The following is a 17,225-nucleotide window of genomic DNA, read 5'->3' as shown; positions in this document are numbered from 1 at the left end:
GGCCGACGGCTCAGTTCTGGTGCGCCTCGTAGTGGGCGACCGCGTCCGCGGTGCGTCCGGCGCCGTATACCCGGAGGAACTCTGCCAGTTCCGGGTGGGTCGGGGCGAGGGAGTCCGCGGCATCGATGATGTCGCCCGCCGCCGCGACGGAGCGCAGCAGTGACTGGATCTCGCGCACCACACGCTTCACCGTGGGCGCACCCGAACTCGTCGTCGACTGCGAGGTGTTGGTCAGGACGGAGCCGCCCTGGGACTTCTTGATCTCGTCCATGCGGTCGGTGGCCTCCGCGGCGCTCACACTGCCGTCGGCGACCTGGCCCGCCAGCTCCTGGAGGAGCTGGACGCGCTGGACGACCGCGGGGTTGCCGATCTTGGCGCGCTGCCCGCTCATCAGCTGGGACAGCATGGGCGCGGACAGACCGAGGACGCCGGCGAGGCGTGCCTGGTTGAGGCCCAGATCATCGATGAGACGGCGGAAGAGCGCCCCCAGCGGCTCTCCGTACCAGTTCCGCTGGAGCTCTCGTGCTCTCGCGGTCGTCTCTTGTTGTGCGGCGTCCATTGCGTCTCCCCATCGCTTCCCCAAAAACCGTGGTTCGCTGCCGCGAACCACGCCGAGCATCTTACGGAGCGTGGTCGTTCACCGGGACCCCCAATCCTTTTGCGAGATCTGGGGGGTGACCCGGTACTCTGGTCTGCGTTGCCCACCGGAGCGGGATTCTTCCGGTTGGCCGCACCGTTTTCGGGGCCTTAGCTCAGTTGGTAGAGCGCTGCCTTTGCAAGGCAGATGTCAGGAGTTCGAATCTCCTAGGCTCCACAGAAACGCCGTAGGGCGGGTCCCCTCAACTGAGGGGACCCGCCCTACGGCGTTTTCCGCGCTTGCTGCCCGTCGGCCGGGTCAGCGCAGGTCGTCGCGGTCCGCGGCCTCCGACTCGGCCTGCTTGGCCTGGACCTCGGGGTCGAGGGAGGCCTGACCGCTGCCGTCGACCGAGGTCAGCGGCGCGCTGTCGGGGACCTCCGTCGCGGCCGGCGGCTCGACGAGCCAGTCCGGGTTGGCCTGCTTGTCCCACCACTTCCAGGCGGCGACCGCACCACCGGCCAGGATGCCGAGGACGATGAGGCCCTTGGCCGCGCGTCCGGCGCGCGCCCGGCGGTCGTGCTTGCGGGCCAGCCGCTGGATCTCCTTGGCGGAGACCTCACCGCGCAGTGCGGCAAGAGCCGCGACCCCGCGGGACGTCGCCTCTTCACGGACGGGCTGGGCCACGGCCACGGCGTGCTCGATCCGCGGCTTCGAGTAGTCGGCGGCCTGCTTGGCGGCCTTGCGGGTCTGCTTGGCGGCCCTGCGGGTGCGGACAGCGGCTTCGTGCGCGGCGTGGTCGACCTTCGGCGGCACATGCGTACGGGCCTGCTCGACGCGCGGTACGACATGGGCGCCGTACTGGACGCGGGCCTGTTCGGCGGCCTGCGACACCTTGGGCGCGAGCCGTACGCGGGTTTCGTGCGCATAGTGGACGGCCTGGCCCTTGGCCGTGCCGGCGTAGGGGGCCACCGCCTCCGCGGCATGCCGCACGCTGTCCCTCGCCGAACCGGTCGCGGCGCGCACGCTGTCGATGCGGGTCACGGGATCCTCCTCCTCGGTGGCTTATAGGTATGTCACCTTTCCACCCTTTCAAGGATCATGCCTTCCGGATGACTCCGAGGCATGACGCAGCCGGGCATCCGGGTGCGATCAATTCGATCGGGTGCGATCAATTCGATCAAATCGGTACAAGGAGAGTGCTTCGCCGACAATGCCACGGATCGTCGCGGCGTGCTCCCACTCCGTGGCTACTCGTCGCAATCCGGTCCGTGCGAGGATCGGGACGTCACAGAGGACAACGGAAGGCAGACCGTGGCCGAGCAGCTTTACGCCACCCTGAAGACCAACCGGGGCGACATCGAGGTGCTGCTGCACCCGAACCACACGCCGAAGACGGTCAAGAACTTCGTCGAGCTCGCCCAGGGCGAGCGCGAGTGGGTCCACCCGGAGACCGGCAAGAAGACCACGGACCGGCTCTACGACGGCACGGTCTTCCACCGCGTCATCAGCGGCTTCATGATCCAGGGCGGCGACCCGCTGGGCAACGGCACGGGCGGCCCCGGCTACGAGTTCGAGGACGAGTTCCACCCCGACCTCGCCTTCGACAAGCCCTACCTGCTCGCCATGGCCAACGCCGGACCGGGCACCAACGGCTCCCAGTTCTTCGTGACGGTCTCCCCGACCGCCTGGCTCACCCGCAAGCACACCATCTTCGGCGAGGTCACCGACGCGGCCAGCCAGAAGGTCGTCGACGAGATCGCGGCCACGCAGACCAACCCGCGCACCGACCGCCCGGTGAACGACGTGGTCATCGAGTCCGTCGTCATCGAGACCCGCACCGCCTGACACCGGCGCACGCCGCGAGGGAACCAAACCGCCCCGCCCATCCGTAAGGAAGGGCGGGGCGGTGCGTTCGCCACGCGTGCGCAGCTGTGCCTTCGTACGGACATTGAGGGGACCCCATGGACCAGGCACCAGGAAGCCCGCAGGGGCCACAGGACGCAGAGAACCTGCCCGGCTGCTACCGGCACCCGGACCGCGGGACCGGCATCAGCTGCACCCGCTGCGAGCGCCCCATCTGCCCGGAGTGCATGATCAGCGCCTCGGTCGGCTTTCAGTGCCCCGAGTGCGTGCGCGAGGGCTCGGGCACCGGCCACGCACCCACGGCGAACCAGCCGCGCACCATCGCGGGAGGCTCGATCGCCGCCGACCCGCGGCTGATCACCAAGATCCTGCTCGGCCTGAACGTCGCGGTGTTCATCGCCGTTCTCGCCATGGGCGACCGTCTGGTCAGTGAACTGGTCCTGATCGGGGCCTGGCCGCCCGAGCCCTGGGTGCCGACCGAAGGCGTCGCCGAAGGCCAGTGGTACCGACTGGTGACGTCGATGTTCACGCACCAGGAGATCTGGCACATCGCGTTCAACATGCTCGGCCTGTGGTGGCTCGGCGCCCCGCTGGAAGCGGCACTCGGCCGCGCCCGCTACCTCGCGCTGTACATGCTGTCGGGCCTGGCGGGCGGCGCGCTGACGTACGTGGTCGCCGCTCCGAGCCAGGCCTCGCTCGGGGCTTCCGGAGCGATCTTCGGCCTGCTCGGCGCGACCGCCGTACTGATGCGGCGCCTGAACTACGACATGCGCCCCGTCATCGCGCTGCTCGCGCTGAACATGCTCTTCACGTTCACCTGGAGCGGCATCGCCTGGGAGGCGCACGTCGGCGGCCTGGTCGCCGGTGTCGCGATCGCGTACGGGATGGTGCACGCGCCCCGCGAGCGGCGGACGCTCGTGCAGTGGGGGACCTGTGCCGTGGTGCTTGTCGTGGTCCTCGCGGCTGTGGTCATCAGGACCACTCAGCTCGTCTGAGGCCGTCCGAAGCCCGTCCCTGCCGTCCGTTGACCAGGGTTGTCCACAGCGTGTGTCCACGCTTGTGCATTCTGTGGGGAACAACAGTGCCCCTTGTCGCTGACCTGGGTTTCCCCAGGAAGGACAAGGGGCCTGTGAGGGCTTGCATGGCGATCAGCCAGTCATACCGGCGTCAACACCTCGTGGGTTATCCACAGATCGTCTTTCTTTTCCCCAGCCGAGGCCGGGATGTGGATAGCGCTGTGGATAACTCAGGGCAAGGCTTGCGCACAGCTCTGCTGGGATGGCGCTACTTCCACTGCGTGGAGACGCCGAACCCGGCGGCGATGAAGCCGAAGCCGACCACGATGTTCCAGTTGCCCAGCGGGTCGATCGGCAGCTTGCCGTCGGTGACGTAGAAGACGACGATCCAGGCGAGCCCGATGAGGAACATCGCGAGCATCACCGGAGCCACCCAGCTACGGCTGGTCAGCTTGATGTTCGTCGCCTTCTTGGCGGGCGGCGTGTAATCGTCGGCCGCCTTCTTGCGGATCCGTGACTTCGGCACGAGGGTCTCTCCTGTCGATACGGGGAGCTGAGCCCTCCCCCGGGCGTCCGTTAGCGTAGTGCTTCCGCGGCGCTGAAGGAGATAAGGGTACGTTGAGCAATTCTGCCGACTCCCCCGAAGGTCCGGGTCGTCGTCCTCGCTGGAGGCCGGTCCGGCTGCTTACGGCCGCCGTTTTCGCGCTCGCCGGCCTCATCTTCTTCACCAGCTTCAACACGGCCAAGGGCACGAACATCCGCACCGACGCCTCGCTCCTGAAGCTCTCCGACCTGATCGAGGAGCGCAGCCACAAGAACGGCAAGCTGGACGAGTCCAACGGCTCGCTGCGCGACGACGTCGAGTCCCTGGCCGAGCGCGACAACGGCGGCACGAAGGCCGACGACGCCCGGCTCAAGGCCCTGGAGAAGAACGCGGGCACCAAGAAGCTCAGCGGCGACGCGGTCTCCGTCACCCTCGCCGACGCCCCGCCGAACGCCACCGCCAAGCTCCCCGGCTACCCCGAGCCCCAGCCCAACGACCTGGTCATCCACCAGCAGGACCTCCAGGCCGTGGTCAACGCGCTCTGGCAGGGCGGCGCCAAGGGCATCAAGGTCATGGACCAGCGGCTCATCTCCACCAGCGCCGTCCGCTGCGTGGGCAACACCCTGATCCTCCAGGGACGCGTCTATTCGCCGCCCTACAAGGTGACCGCGGTCGGCGACCCGGAGAAGCTCAAGACGGCGCTCGCCGCGTCCCCGGAGATCCAGAACTACATGCTGTACGTCAATGCCTACGGCCTCGGCTGGAAAGTCGACGACGACGGGGCGGTGACTCTTCCCGGCTACTCGGGCACAGTGGATCTCCACTACGCGAAGCCCGTGGAGTAGCAGCACGTGGAGTAGCACCCGGGGAGGGGCCGTCCGGTGTCGGTGCGATTGCTCGTCAGGACGTTCAGCGAACTGTGCATCAGCGTCGGCACGGTGATCGTGCTCTTCGTGGTGTACGTCCTGTTCTGGACCGGTGTGAAGGCCGACAACGCCATGGACAGCCAGATCGACGAGCTCCAGGACCAGTGGTCCCAGGGTTCGGTGCCCTCGGGGAGCGACGACAAGCCCGCCGAGACTTCGCCCAAGAAGCCCGGTCCCTATGAGGACGGCAAGCCCTTCGCGGTCATGTACATCCCGCGGTTCGGTTTCACGTGGAACAAACCGGTGCTCCAGGGCACCGGGACCGACACCCTCAAGAAGGGACTCGGCCACTACGGGGACACCGCCCAGCTCGGCCAGAAGGGCAACTTCTCCGTGGCGGGCCATCGCCGCACGTACGGGGACCCGTTCAAGGACTTCCCGAAGCTGCGGCCGGACGACCCCGTGGTCCTGACCGACGGCACCACGTGGTTCACGTACCGCATCGACAAGAAGCCCTATAAGACGCTCCCCAGCGACACCGGCGTCATCGATCCGGTTCCGCGCAAGTCCGGATTCGAGGGGCCGGGCCGTTACCTCACCCTTACCACCTGTGAGCCAGAGTGGGGCCACAGCCACCGGTTGATCGTCTGGGCGCACCTCGATGCGACCCAGCCCGTCGAGGCCGGGAAACCGGAGGCACTGCGCCGTTAGTCTGGTGCCGTACGGCTACGGAAGGGACGGCATGTACGGCTGGATCTGGCGGCATCTGCCGGGAAACGCATGGGTAAGGGCGCTGCTTTCGCTGGTGCTCGTCTTCGCTGTGGTCTACGTGCTCTTCCAGTACGTCTTCCCCTGGGCCGAGCCGCTGCTCCCCTTCAACGATGTGACGGTGGACGGCCAGTGAGCATCGACGGGCGGCCGGGCCGCATCCTCGTGGTCGACAACTACGACAGCTTCGTCTTCAACCTCGTCCAGTACCTCTACCAGCTCGGCGCCGAGTGCGAGGTCCTGCGCAACGACGAGGTCGAGCTGCGCCACGCGCAGGACGGCTTCGACGGCGTCCTGCTGTCGCCGGGCCCCGGCACGCCCGAGCAGGCGGGCGTCTGCGTGGACATGGTGCGGCACTGCGCCGACACCGGTGTGCCCGTGTTCGGCGTCTGCCTCGGCATGCAGTCGATGGCGGTGGCGTACGGCGGAGTGGTGGACCGCGCACCGGAGTTGCTGCACGGCAAGACGTCCGCGGTGGCGCACGAGGGCAAGGGTGTCTTCGCCGGACTGCCGTCGCCGTTCACCGCGACGCGCTACCACTCGCTCGCCGCCGAGCCTGCCACGGTCCCGGCCGAGCTCGAGGTGACCGCGCGCACGGAGGACGGCATCATCATGGGCCTGCGCCACCGTGAACTGCCGGTCGAGGGCGTGCAGTTCCATCCCGAGTCGGTGCTCACCGAGCACGGCCACCGCATGCTGGCCAACTGGCTCGTGGAGTGCGGCGACACGGAGGCGATCAGTCGGTCGAGCGGTCTTGCCCCGGTGGTGGGCAGGGCCACGGCGTGACCGCGGTGCGCCCCGAGCACGATTCCTCCGGAGTTCCGTACGGCGACGATCAGTACGCGTCGTACGGGCAGCCGGGGGCGTTCGAGCAGCCCGGGGCGTTCGAGGCGGCCGTCGACCACCTCGCCGATCCGCTGACCGATCCGCTGCCGGGTCAGCGGGGTCAGCATCCTTCGCCGTGGTTCCGCAGCGGGCCCGCCGAGCCGGAGCCTGCGCCCGTGCCTCCGCCTCCGCCGGAGCCTGAGCTGCCTCAGGAGCGGCCTCAGGAGCAGGAGTGGTACGACCCCGAGGGGTACGCCCGCGACTGGTACGGGCCACAGGAGCCGACGTACGAGCAGCTGTACGGCGCGTACGCCCCTCAGCAGCAGCCACAACCGCAGCAGCCACAACCGCAGCAGGCACAACCGCAGCTGCCACAACCGCAGCAGGCACAACCGCAGCCGCCGGTCGACGACGAGACCGTGGGCCTGCGGACCGCGGACACCCGCCGAATAGCCGAGCCTGAGCCCGAGCCCGCACCGGAGCGCCCCACGGAAGGCCGGGCCGCGCGCCGCAAGGCCGCCAGGAAGGGCGCCCCTCGGCAGCCTTCCACGGCAGCGTCCGCCGCCCCGCTCTCCCGCGTTGAGGCCCGTCGCGCCGAGCGGGCCCGTAAGCCCTCCGCGGGCGCCGTGGCGAGCCGGGGGATCGGCGAACTGTTCATCACGGTCGGCGTCCTGATGCTTCTCTTCGTGACCTACCAGCTGTGGTGGACGAACATCCGCGCGCACCAGCAGGCCAACGGCGCCGCCAGCGACCTCCAGGAGAGGTGGGCGAGCGGCAAGGGGAAGCCGGGCGCCTTCGAGCCGGGCCAGGGTTTCGCGCTCCTGCACATCCCCCGCCTCGACGTGGTCGTACCGATCGCCGAGGGCATCGACAAGTCGAAGGTCCTGGACCGCGGCATGGTCGGCCACTACAACGAGGGCCGCACCAAGACGGCCATGCCGGACGCCAAGAAGGGCAACTTCGCGGTCGCCGGGCACCGCAACACCCATGGCGAACCGTTCCGGTACATCAACCAGCTCGAGCCGGGCGACCCCATCGTCGTGGAGACGCAGGACAAGTACTACGTCTACAAGATGGCGAGCATCCTGCCGCAGACCCAGCCCAGCAACATCTCGGTGATCGCGCCGGTCCCTCCGGGGTCGGGCTTCACCAAAGCGGGCCGGTACATCACACTGACCACCTGTACCCCGGAATTCACGAGTAAGTATCGAATGATCGTCTGGGGCAAGATGGTCGAGGAACGGCCGCGCGGCAAGGGAAAGCCGAGCGCGCTCGTCAACTAGCACGGTGAGAACGGGGCAGATCCAGTGGCAGCGACGACCGACCACGCCGACCACGACGAGGACCGGACCGAGGAGCGGACCGACGCGCCCGCACCCGCGCGCGCCCCACGGCCGCGCGGCCGCGGCCCGATCGCCACGGCGGTCAGCGTCTTCGGTGAACTCCTCATCACCGCGGGCCTGGTGCTCGGCCTCTTCGTCGTCTACTCCCTGTGGTGGACCAACGTCGTCGCGGACCGCGAGGCGCACAAGCAGGGCGACCAGGTGCGCGATCGCTGGGCGGGCGGCCCCGGCAACCTGAACACCAAGGACGGCATCGGCTTCCTGCACGTGCCGGCGATGGGCAACGGCGACATCCTGGTCAAGAAGGGCACCGGCAGCAAAGAGCTCAACAACGGTGTCGCGGGCTACTACGAGGACCCGATCAAGTCGGCTCTCCCGCAGGACAAGGAAGGCAACTTCACGCTGGCCGCGCACCGCGACGGGCACGGCGCGAAGTTCCACAAGATCGACAAGATCAAGAAGGGCGACGCGATCGTCTTCGAGTCCCGGGACAAGTGGTACGTGTACAAGGTGTACTCGACGCTGCCCGAGACGTCGAAGTACAACGTGAACGTCCTGAACCCGGTCCCGAAGGAATCGGGCGCGAAGAAGCCGGGCCGCTACATCACGCTCACGACGTGCACGCCGGTCTACACGTCCAACTACCGCTACGTGGTGTGGGGCGAGCTGGAGCGCGTCGAGAAGGTCGACAACAAGAGGACGCCGCCGGAGGAGCTGAGCTAAGCCCTCCCCTCGTCGAGGCCCTCCCTTCGTCGAGCCCCTCATCGAGAGAGCCCCGGGCCCCGCCAGCAGGCGGGAGCCGGGGCTCTTTCGATGTGCTGATTCGATGTGCTGAGGGGGCTAGTCCTCGTCGTGGCGGGAGAGACCCGAGCCGCCTCCGAAGAGACCGCCTCCGTTGTCTCCCCCGCCGTTGCCGCCTCCGTTGTCGCCCTGGTTGCCGCCTGCCGTGGTCAGGTTGATCGCGGTGTCGGGTGCGACCTCCTGATTGGCGGGCGGGTCGGAGAGGACGACGAGGGCCTCGTCGTCCTGCGGACCCGTGATGGTGCCGACCGTCAGACCGGCGTCCTCGATGGCCTTCCGGGCGTCCTTGAGCTTCTGGCCCGTGAGCGCCGGCACGGTGGTCTTCTCGGCGGCCTTGGCGACCTTCAGCGTCACCGTCGAGCCCGGGTCGGCCTGGGTCTGCGGGGCGAGGCTCTGGGAGATGACCTTGCCGGCCTCGACCGTGGAGCTCTCTTCTTCCTCGCACACACCGGTGAGGTCGCTGGTCTTCAGCTGGGCCTTGGCCTCTTCGCAGGTCTTGCCGGTGACGTCGGGGACCGTCGACTTGGAGGCCTCCTTGGCGACGTCGAGGGTGATGGAGCTGCCCTTCTGCACCTCGGTGCCGGAGATCGGGTCCTGTTCCAGGACCTCGCCCGGAGTCTCGGGGGACTCCACCTGCTTGGGCTCGACCTTGAACTGGTACTTGGGGCTTTCGAGCTTCTTCGTGGCGTCGTCGATGTCCAGGCCGATGACGCTCGGCACCGCCACCTTCGGCGCCCCGGTGGACACCGTCACGCTGATCGTGTCGCCCTTGTTGACCGTCGCGTTCGCGCCCGGCTCCTGGGAGCAGATCTCGCCCTTCGGGTACTTCTCGCACGGCTTGTGCTCGGAGACGTCCAGCGAGAGGTCCACGTTACTGGCGGACTGCTTCGCGTCGGGGACGGTCTCGCCGACGAAATTGGGGGCCTTCAAAGTGTCGTCGCCCCCACCGCCCCCGGTGAACGCCCACTTCCCGATCAGGATCGCACCCACCAGGACCAGCAGGCCCGCGAGCACCAGCAGCCACGTAGAAGTACTGCTCTTCTTCTGGCGGCGGCGTGAATGGTCGTCGTATCCGTCGTCCGGGCCGACCGGCGGCATCATCGATGTCTGGCCGCCGCCGTTCTGCGGGCGCAGCATCGCCGTCTGCTGGTCGTCCGGGTGGCCGCCGTAGCCGACCGCGCCCATGGCCGCGGTGGCCTGGACGGGCTGGCCGTCGAGGCAGGCCTCGATGTCGGCGCGCATCTCGTCGGCCGACTGGTAGCGGTAGTCCGGGTCCTTGGTGAGGGCCTTCAGGACGATGGCGTCCATCTCCGGCGTGATCTCGCCGTCGAAGACGCTCGGTGCCTGAGGCTCTTCACGTACGTGCTGGTACGCCACCGCGACCGGGGAGTCGCCCACGAAGGGCGGTCGCACCGTCAGGAGCTCGTACAGCAGGCAGCCCGTGGAGTAGAGGTCCGAGCGCGCGTCGACCTGCTCGCCCTTGGCCTGCTCCGGAGAGAGGTACTGCGCCGTGCCGATGACCGCGGCGGTCTGCGTCATCGTCATCCCGGAGTCGCCCATGGCGCGGGCGATGCCGAAGTCCATGACCTTGACCTGGCCGTTGCGCGTCAGCATGACGTTCGCGGGCTTGATGTCGCGGTGGACGATGCCGTTGCGGTGGGAGTACTCCAGGGCCTGGAGGATCCCGATGGTCATCTCCATGGCGCGCTCGGGCAGCAGCTTGCGCCCGGAGTGCAGCAGCTCACGCAGGGTGGAGCCGTCGACGTACTCCATCACGATGTACGGGATGGAGACCCCGTCCACGTAGTCCTCGCCGGTGTCGTAGACCGCGACGATCGCAGGGTGGTTGAGCGAGGCGGCCGACTGGGCCTCACGGCGGAACCGGGCCTGGAACGACGGATCACGCGCGAGGTCCACCCGCAGCGTCTTCACCGCCACGGTGCGTCCGAGCCGGGTGTCGTGCGCGAGGTAGACCTCCGCCATCCCGCCTCGGCCGAGCACCTGGCCCAGCTCGTACCGCCCGCCGAGGCGACGCGGCTCTTCCATAGCTAATCCAGCCCTCTCCGTCAGTCCCGACCGCACCCTTGTGTGGTCCGGCGGTGTGCTGTCCGGGCATACCGTACCCGGCTCGCCTTACGTGACCCGGCCGCCACCGTCACCCGATACAGGACCGGTATCGCAACGTGCACTGATGTGAAGAGGCCGTGACGGGGGTCACTTCTTGCTGTCGAGAACCGCCTTCATCACGTCCTTGGCGATCGGGGCGGCCAGACCACCACCCGAGATGTCGTCGCGGCTGGCGTCGCTGTCCTCGACGACCACGGCGACGGCCACCGGCGAACCGGAGTCGGTCTTGGCATAGCTGATGAACCACGCGTAGGGGTTCTCGCTGTTCGCGACGCCGTGCTGCGCCGTACCCGTCTTGCCGCCGACGGTGACGCCGTCGATCTTGGCGTTGGTGCCGGTGCCGTCGTTCACGACGGTCTGCATCATGTCCTGGAGCTTCTGCGCGTTCTCCTCGGAGAGCGGCCGGCTCATCTCCTTGGGCGTGTGCTTCTCGATCACGTCCAGGTTCGGCGCCTGCAGCTCGCTGACCATGTACGGCTCCATCAGCTTGCCGTCGTTGGCGATGGCCGAGGCGACCATGGCCATCTGCAGCGGCGTCGTGGCCGTCTCGAACTGGCCGATGGAGGAGAGCGCGGTCTGCGGCTTGTCCATCTCCTTGGGGAAGACGGAGGCGTTCGAGCGGACGGGCACGAACTGCTCTTCGTTGAAGCCGAACTTCTCGGCCGTCTCCCGCATCTTGTCCTTGCCGAGATCCGAGCCGATCTTGCCGAAGACGGTGTTGCAGGACACCCGCAGCGCCTCGCGCAGCGTGGCGTTCTTGCAGGGGATGTTGCCCTCGTTCTTCAGCTCGGTCTGGGTGTTCGGCATCGTCCAGGGCAGCGGGGACTTGGTGGGCGAGTCGATGTCGTCGTACAGGCCGTGCTCCAGGGCCGCCGCGGCGGTGACCGCCTTGAAGGTGGAGCCGGGCGGGTACGTCTCGCGCAGGGCGCGGTTGAGCATCGGCTGGTCTTCGTCCTTGTCCAGCTTCCCGAACTGCTCGGCCTCCTTGTCCGTGTTGCCCGCGAACGTCGAGGGGTCGTACGAAGGAGCGGAGGCCAGGGCCAGGATCGCGCCGGTCGACGGGTCGAGCGCGGCGACCGCGCCCTTGCCGCGGCCCTTCAGACCGTCGTACGCGGCCTTCTGGGCGGCGGCGTTGAGGGTCGTGACGGCGTTGCCGCCCTCCTTCTTCTTGCCCGTGATCATGTCCAGGCTGCGGGTGAAGAAGAGCCGGTCGTCGTTGCCGGTGAGGATGCCGTCCTCGATGGACTCGATCTGCGTCGCGCCGATGCGCTGCGATGCGAAGCCGGTGACGGGGGACCACATGGGCCCGTTCTTGTACGTCCGCTGGTACTTGTAGTCGCCGCCGCCCGCCTCCTTGGAGCCGGTGATGGCCTTGCCGTCGACGATGATGTCGCCGCGCGGCTGGGCGTACCGCTCGATGGAGACGCGGCGGTTCTTGTCGTGCTTGGCGAGCGTGTCGGCCTGCACGTACTGGAGCCAATTGTCCCGGGCGAGCAGGGCAAGGATGAGGAGCCCGCAGAAGATCGCGATCCGGCGCAGGGGCTTGTTCACGGTCGGACCACCTGGGTCATTTCGGCGTCGGGGTTCGGGGCGGGGGCGGGCGCGGGTCGGCGCGCGGTGTCGCTGATGCGGATGAGGATGCCGATCAGCGCCCAGTTGGCGATCACCGAGGAACCGCCGTTCGCGATGAACGGCATGGTCATACCCGTCAGCGGGATCAGGCCCATGACGCCGCCCGCGACGACGAACACCTGGATTCCGAAGGCTCCGGACAGACCGATCGCAAGGAGCTTGCCGAACGGGTCACGCGCCGCGAGGGCGGTGCGCACGCCGCGTTCCACGATCAGCGCGTACATGAGCAGGATCGCCATGATGCCCGCGAGACCCAGCTCCTCGCCGAAGGTGGCGAGGATGAAGTCGGAGTTGGCGGCGAAGCCGATCAGGTCGGAGTGGCCCTGGCCGAGGCCGGTGCCGAGCACACCACCCGAACCGAACGCCATCAGGGACTGGGCGATCTGGTCGCTGCCCGTGGAGGCGATGACGGCGTCGGAGAACGGGTTCAGCCAGGCGTCCACACGCTCCTGCACGTGCGGCTCGAACGTGGCCACGCCCACGGCGCCGACCGAGGACATCACCAGGCCGAACACGATCCAGCTGGTGCGCTCCGTGGCGACGTACAGCATCACGACGAACATGCCGAAGAACAGCAGCGACGTACCGAGGTCGGTCTCGAAGACCAGGATGAGGATCGACATCGCCCAGACGACGATGATCGGCCCCAGGTCGCGGCCACGCGGCAGGTACATGCCCATGAAGCGGCGGCTCGCCAGGGCGAGCGCGTCGCGCTTCACCATCAGATAGCCCGCGAAGAAGATCGCGATGACGATCTTTGCGAACTCACCGGGCTGGATGGAGAATCCGCCGATGCTGATCCAGATCTTGGCGCCGAAGACGTTCATGCCGAGGCCCGGAACGAGCGGCAGGAGCAGCAGGACCAGGGAAGCGACCATGGAGATGTACGTGTAGCGCTGCAGGACGCGGTGGTCCTTCAGTACGAGCAGCACGGCCACCAGGAGCGCGATGCCGATCGCGGAGTACATCAGCTGCTTGGGCGCGGAGGGACTGAAGGAGCCGGTCGCCGCCTTGGCGAGGCCCTGCAGCTTCTCCGACTGGTCCAGTCGCCAGATGACCACCAGACCGAGGCCGTTGAGCAGCGTCGCGAGCGGCAGCAGCAGCGGGTCCGCGTAGGGCGCGTACCTGCGCACCACGATGTGACCGACGGAGGCCAGCAGTCCGAGCCCGCAGCCGTAGCCGAGCATGCCGGACGGCAGCTTGCCGTCGATCGCGAGGCCTACGTTGATGTAGGCGAACAGCGGGATGACGACGGCGAACGCGAGGAGCGCGAGCTCGGTGTTGCGCCTGCTCGGCGCCCCGATCGCGCCGATGGTCGACGTGTGTGTAGTGCTACTGCTCATGGCGTGCAAAGGCCCCCAACGGCTGCTTACTGCTTACCGCACAGCGGGACCAGCTTCTCCTCGTCCTCGGAGAGGCTGGGGCCGGGTGTGGGAGTCGGTGCGGTCTTGGACTTGTTCTTGTCGGTCGAGCTGTTCTTGTCGCTCTTGTCGTTCGTGTCCGCCGGATCGGTCGGATCGTCGGTGGGCGCCTTGGCCGCCAGGCCGGTGGTGCCGCCCGCCTCGCCCTCGCCGGGCTTGGCGTTCTCGCGCTCCGCCTCGCGGCGCTCGGCGTCCTTCTGGCAGGCGGATGCCTGAAGGCCGAGCTCCTCGATCTTGCTCTTGGCGTCGTCGAGGTTGCCCTCGGCGATGGTCGCCTCGACCTGCTTGCGCTGGTACGGCGGCAGGTACTTGAGTTCGATCTTCGGGTAGTCCTCCTCGACCTTCGACAGGCTGACCCACGCCAGATCCTGGTCGATGCCGCGGAACAGGGCGACGTTCTTGTCGTTCGTCCCCACGTAGTACTGGGTCTGGGTCCAGCGGTAGCCGCCGTACAGGCCGCCGCCGATGACCGCCAGGGCGAGCACCGTGTAGAGCGATCTCTTGAGCCACTTGCGGCCGCCGCGAGGCTTCACGAAGTCCTCGTCGCTGTACGCGCCGAAGCTCCCCTCGGGGGCGTAGCTCGCCGTGTCGCCGCTTCCGGGCGGCCCGAAGCCGCCTCCGGAGGGCTGCGGCGGCACGGGACGGCCGAGGCCGGACGCGCGGCCCGCGGGGGTCTGCATGGCGCCTTCGTCCTGCGCCTGGAGCTGGTTCTCGGCGACCGCGCCGACGACCACGGGGGTGTCGGAGAGCTGGCCGGCCAGGGTGTCGCCGCTGTCGATGTCCAGGACGTCGGCGACGATCACCGTGATGTTGTCGGGGCCGCCGCCGCGCAGAGCGAGCTGGATGAGCTCCTGCACGGTCTCCTGGGGGCCCTGGTAGCTCGCGAGGGTGTCCTCCATCGTCTGGTGCGAGACGACGCCGGAGAGACCGTCCGAGCAGATCAAGTAGCGGTCGCCGGCCCGGACTTCGCGGATGGAGAGGTCCGGTTCGACGTGTTCACCACTGCCGAGCGCGCGCATCAGCAAGGAGCGCTGCGGGTGGGTGGTGGCTTCCTCTTCGGTGATCCGGCCCTCGTCGACCAGGCGCTGCACCCAGGTGTGGTCCTGGGTGATCTGCGTGAGGACACCGTCCCGAAGAAGGTACGCGCGTGAGTCGCCTACGTGGACGAGGCCCAGGCGCTGCCCTGTCCACAGCAGGGCGGTCAGGGTCGTCCCCATGCCCTCGAGCTGGGGGTCCTCCTCGACCATCAGGCGCAGTTGGTCGTTGGCGCGCTGCACGGCGGTGCCGAGCGACGTGAGGATGTCCGATCCCGGTACGTCGTCGTCGAGGGTGACGAGCGTCGAGATCACCTCGGAGCTCGCCACCTCACCCGCGGCCTGGCCCCCCATGCCGTCGGCAATCGCGAGGAGACGCGGACCGGCGTAACCGGAGTCCTCGTTCCCCTCCCGGATCATGCCTTTGTGCGATCCGGCGGCGAAGCGCAAAGACAGACTCATGCGCACCTCGCCCGTCGGCTCCGGGTACATCCGCACGGTGCCCACCCTCCGGTCGGGAGCGCGCTGGCGTCCAGTGTGTGGACCGCGTCGGCTCGCTCGCTCCGCTCGCTCATTGTCGTACTACTTCCGCAGCTCGATGACGGTCTTGCCGATGCGGATCGGCGCGCCCAGCGGAACGGGCGTCGGGGTGGTGAGTCGGGTCCGGTCCAGATACGTGCCGTTGGTGGACCCGAGATCCTCGACGATCCACTGGCCGTCACGGTCCGGATAGATCCTGGCATGCCTGCTGGACGCGTAGTCGTCGTCCAGCACGATCGTCGAATCGTGCGCTCGGCCCAGCGTGATCGTCTGACCCTGCAGGGCGACCGTCGTGCCCGCGAGGATCCCTTCGGATACGACCAGCTTGCTGGGGGCGCCACGGCGCTGCCGCCCGCCGCCCTGCTGCTGGCGCTGGGGAGGTGGTGTGGCCGCCTGCTGTTGCTGGCGTGCGGCCTGCTGCGGTCGCGCGTTCTCACGGCGCGAACCGCGCTGTGTGACGCGCGTACCGAACAGGTCGCTGCGGATGACCTGGACGGCCACGATCACGAACAGCCACAGAACGGCTAGGAAACCCAGCCGCATGACCGTCAGGGTCAGCTCTGACATTGCCCCCGCTTCACCCTTCGGCTTGCCGGTAAACGATGGTGGTTTGACCCACGACGATCCGCGAGCCGTCGCGGAGCGTAGCGCGGGTGGTGTGCTGCCCGTCTACCACGATGCCGTTGGTAGACCCGAGATCCTGGATCGTCGAGGGCGTTCCGGTCCGGATCTCACAGTGCCGGCGCGATACGCCGGGGTCGTCGATCCGCACATCGGCGTCGGTGCTGCGACCCAGCACCAGCGTCGGGCGGGAGATCTGATGGCGATTGCCGTTGATCTCGATCCAGTGCCGCACCTGTGCACCCGGAAGGTGCCCCGCGCTTGGCCCCTGGGGGCGGCTCGGTGCCGGTGCGGCACCGCCCGGACGGCCGCCAGGAGGCGGCGCGGCGGGCATGGGAGGAGCTCCGGCGGGCTGAGCGGGCGGGTAGCCGTAGCCACCGCCCGCGCCGCCTGCCGGGGGCCTGGCGGGGCTGTGTCCGGCGTTCGCGGGGCCCGGACCCGCCGGGGCGCGCTCGGGGCTCTGCGAGGTGCTGGACGCGAGTGTGCGGCTGCGCACTCGGTACAGACCCGTGTCGAGGTCCTCGGCCTTCTCCAGATGGACCTTGATGGGGCCCATGAAGCTGTACCGCTGCTGCTTGGCGTACTCGCGCACCATCCCGGACAGCTCGTCGCCGAGCTGTCCCGAGTAGGGGCTCAGACGCTCGAAGTCGGGCGCGCTGAGCTCCACGATGAAGTCGTTGGGGACGACGGTCCGCTCGCGGTTCCAGATCGTCGCGTTGTTGTCGCACTCGCGCTGCAGGGCGCCGGCGATCTCGACGGGCTGGACCTCGGACTTGAACACCTTGGCGAAGGTGCCGTTGACGAGACCTTCGAGTCGCTGCTCGAACTTCTTCATGACTCCCATGGGGCACCTCCTCCGTCGTAGTCATCCTGGTACTGCTTACTGATCGTATCCACGCGCCGGGAAATCGGCTGGTTCCCCCTGTCTGCCCAGTCGATGAGTGTCGCCTCTCACAAGGCATGCCCGCACCAGGCTTCCGGGATCCTTCCGGCTTCCTCTCAGGCTCCTCTACCAGGGATCGTAGAGGGGGCCTCAAACCAGTGTCCCGCACCCGACTGTGGAGCTTCGCCGGGTAGGGCGGAAGTCGGTCGGTCGAGCTCCCGGATCTCCCGGGTTCTGTCCCGGGTCCTCTCCCGGGTCCGCCCCGGGTTCTGCCCCGGGATCTCTCCCTGGATCTCTCCGGATCCGTGCGGATCCCTCGGGCAGGTGCCCCCGAATACGGATGTGAATCCACCCCCGGCAGCGT

Annotated in this window: 17 protein-coding genes and 1 tRNA gene; 9 read left to right on the top strand and 9 right to left on the bottom strand. The window is 68.2% G+C overall.

The window, feature by feature from the left end:
• Positions 1-10 precede the first annotated feature (10 nt).
• The gene (locus AC5P1C_RS04430) at positions 11-559 is read right to left on the bottom strand and encodes a helix-turn-helix domain-containing protein (protein WP_160506124.1); all 549 of its coding nucleotides are present in this window, start codon (positions 557-559) and stop codon (positions 11-13) included.
• A gap of 182 nt (positions 560-741) precedes the next feature.
• Here AC5P1C_RS04430 and AC5P1C_RS04425 point away from each other — a divergent pair.
• Positions 742-814 (top strand) — tRNA-Ala (locus AC5P1C_RS04425).
• A gap of 81 nt (positions 815-895) precedes the next feature.
• On the opposite strand, the gene AC5P1C_RS04420 is transcribed toward AC5P1C_RS04425, so the two are convergent.
• Positions 896-1,618, bottom strand: coding sequence for a DUF5324 family protein (locus tag AC5P1C_RS04420; RefSeq protein ID WP_493864322.1), 723 nt, complete (start codon positions 1,616-1,618; stop codon positions 896-898).
• A gap of 270 nt (positions 1,619-1,888) precedes the next feature.
• Here AC5P1C_RS04420 and AC5P1C_RS04415 point away from each other — a divergent pair, with 270 nt between their 5' ends.
• Positions 1,889-2,422 (top strand): peptidylprolyl isomerase, encoded by a 534-nt coding sequence (locus tag AC5P1C_RS04415; RefSeq protein ID WP_493864321.1) that lies wholly within the window; start codon positions 1,889-1,891, stop codon positions 2,420-2,422.
• Between the two features lie 116 nt (positions 2,423-2,538).
• Complete coding sequence (locus tag AC5P1C_RS04410) at positions 2,539-3,435, top strand: rhomboid family intramembrane serine protease (RefSeq protein WP_493864320.1); 897 nt, start codon at positions 2,539-2,541, stop codon at positions 3,433-3,435.
• 289 nt (positions 3,436-3,724) lie between these two features.
• Here the strand turns inward: AC5P1C_RS04410 and crgA are convergent, their stop codons facing one another.
• Positions 3,725-3,982, bottom strand: a complete 258-nt coding sequence (crgA, locus tag AC5P1C_RS04405) for a cell division protein CrgA (RefSeq protein ID WP_493864319.1) — start codon at positions 3,980-3,982, stop codon at positions 3,725-3,727.
• 92 nt (positions 3,983-4,074) lie between these two features.
• Here crgA and AC5P1C_RS04400 point away from each other — a divergent pair, with 92 nt between their 5' ends.
• From AC5P1C_RS04400 to AC5P1C_RS04375, 6 genes are read left to right on the top strand one after another with little or no spacing between them, the layout of a single operon-like run.
• Positions 4,075-4,845: a DUF881 domain-containing protein gene (locus AC5P1C_RS04400; protein WP_493864318.1), complete on the top strand. Its 771-nt coding sequence runs from the start codon at positions 4,075-4,077 to the stop codon at positions 4,843-4,845.
• Positions 4,846-4,887: 42 nt separating this feature from the next.
• A complete protein-coding gene (locus AC5P1C_RS04395) occupies positions 4,888-5,577 on the top strand; it encodes a class E sortase (protein WP_493864522.1) in 690 nt (229 codons plus the stop codon).
• Between the two features lie 31 nt (positions 5,578-5,608).
• On the top strand, positions 5,609-5,770 hold the full coding sequence (locus AC5P1C_RS04390; RefSeq protein ID WP_190083025.1) for a hypothetical protein: 162 nt from the start codon (positions 5,609-5,611) through the stop codon (positions 5,768-5,770).
• Between the two features lie 2 nt (positions 5,771-5,772).
• Entirely contained in the window at positions 5,773-6,420 is a 648-nt protein-coding gene (locus AC5P1C_RS04385; protein ID WP_493864521.1) for an aminodeoxychorismate/anthranilate synthase component II, read from the top strand.
• Entirely contained in the window at positions 6,417-7,742 is a 1,326-nt protein-coding gene (locus AC5P1C_RS04380) for a class E sortase (RefSeq protein ID WP_493864317.1), read from the top strand. Before AC5P1C_RS04385 ends, AC5P1C_RS04380 begins: the two co-directional genes overlap by 4 nt.
• Before the next feature lie 24 nt (positions 7,743-7,766).
• Positions 7,767-8,525: a class E sortase gene (locus AC5P1C_RS04375; RefSeq protein ID WP_493864316.1), complete on the top strand. Its 759-nt coding sequence runs from the start codon at positions 7,767-7,769 to the stop codon at positions 8,523-8,525.
• 117 nt (positions 8,526-8,642) lie between these two features.
• Here AC5P1C_RS04375 and pknB read toward each other — a convergent pair whose 3' ends face one another.
• From pknB to AC5P1C_RS04345, 6 genes are all read right to left on the bottom strand, one after another.
• The gene (gene pknB / locus AC5P1C_RS04370; protein WP_493864315.1) at positions 8,643-10,649 is read right to left on the bottom strand and encodes a Stk1 family PASTA domain-containing Ser/Thr kinase; all 2,007 of its coding nucleotides are present in this window, start codon (positions 10,647-10,649) and stop codon (positions 8,643-8,645) included.
• Between the two features lie 168 nt (positions 10,650-10,817).
• Positions 10,818-12,281 (bottom strand): peptidoglycan D,D-transpeptidase FtsI family protein, encoded by a 1,464-nt coding sequence (locus AC5P1C_RS04365; protein WP_493864314.1) that lies wholly within the window; start codon positions 12,279-12,281, stop codon positions 10,818-10,820.
• Positions 12,278-13,705: an FtsW/RodA/SpoVE family cell cycle protein gene (locus tag AC5P1C_RS04360; protein ID WP_493864313.1), complete on the bottom strand. Its 1,428-nt coding sequence runs from the start codon at positions 13,703-13,705 to the stop codon at positions 12,278-12,280. Before AC5P1C_RS04360 ends, AC5P1C_RS04365 begins: the two co-directional genes overlap by 4 nt.
• A 26-nt stretch (positions 13,706-13,731) precedes the next feature.
• On the bottom strand, positions 13,732-15,279 hold the full coding sequence (locus AC5P1C_RS04355) for a Stp1/IreP family PP2C-type Ser/Thr phosphatase (protein ID WP_493864312.1): 1,548 nt from the start codon (positions 15,277-15,279) through the stop codon (positions 13,732-13,734).
• A gap of 120 nt (positions 15,280-15,399) precedes the next feature.
• On the bottom strand, positions 15,400-15,924 hold the full coding sequence (locus AC5P1C_RS04350; protein WP_361828992.1) for an FHA domain-containing protein FhaB/FipA: 525 nt from the start codon (positions 15,922-15,924) through the stop codon (positions 15,400-15,402).
• Between the two features lie 10 nt (positions 15,925-15,934).
• A complete protein-coding gene (locus tag AC5P1C_RS04345) occupies positions 15,935-16,822 on the bottom strand; it encodes an FHA domain-containing protein (RefSeq protein ID WP_493864311.1) in 888 nt (295 codons plus the stop codon).
• Positions 16,823-17,225 lie beyond the last annotated feature (403 nt).

It is taken from the genome of Streptomyces sp. A18 (assembly GCF_059026065.1).
The sequence above is the reverse complement of the archived record's forward strand: the minus strand, read 5'-3'. Positions and strand labels throughout refer to the sequence as shown.

Coding starts and splice junctions, on each gene's coding strand:
- AC5P1C_RS04430 (WP_160506124.1), bottom strand. CDS start 559: ATGGACGCCGCACAACAAGAGACGACCGCGAGAGCACGAGAGCTCCAG.
- AC5P1C_RS04410 (WP_493864320.1), top strand. CDS start 2,539: ATGGACCAGGCACCAGGAAGCCCGCAGGGGCCACAGGACGCAGAGAAC.
- AC5P1C_RS04390 (WP_190083025.1), top strand. CDS start 5,609: ATGTACGGCTGGATCTGGCGGCATCTGCCGGGAAACGCATGGGTAAGG.
- pknB (WP_493864315.1), bottom strand. CDS start 10,649: ATGGAAGAGCCGCGTCGCCTCGGCGGGCGGTACGAGCTGGGCCAGGTG.
- AC5P1C_RS04360 (WP_493864313.1), bottom strand. CDS start 13,705: ATGAGCAGTAGCACTACACACACGTCGACCATCGGCGCGATCGGGGCG.
- AC5P1C_RS04355 (WP_493864312.1), bottom strand. CDS start 15,279: ATGAGTCTGTCTTTGCGCTTCGCCGCCGGATCGCACAAAGGCATGATC.
- AC5P1C_RS04350 (WP_361828992.1), bottom strand. CDS start 15,924: ATGTCAGAGCTGACCCTGACGGTCATGCGGCTGGGTTTCCTAGCCGTT.
- AC5P1C_RS04345 (WP_493864311.1), bottom strand. CDS start 16,822: ATGGGAGTCATGAAGAAGTTCGAGCAGCGACTCGAAGGTCTCGTCAAC.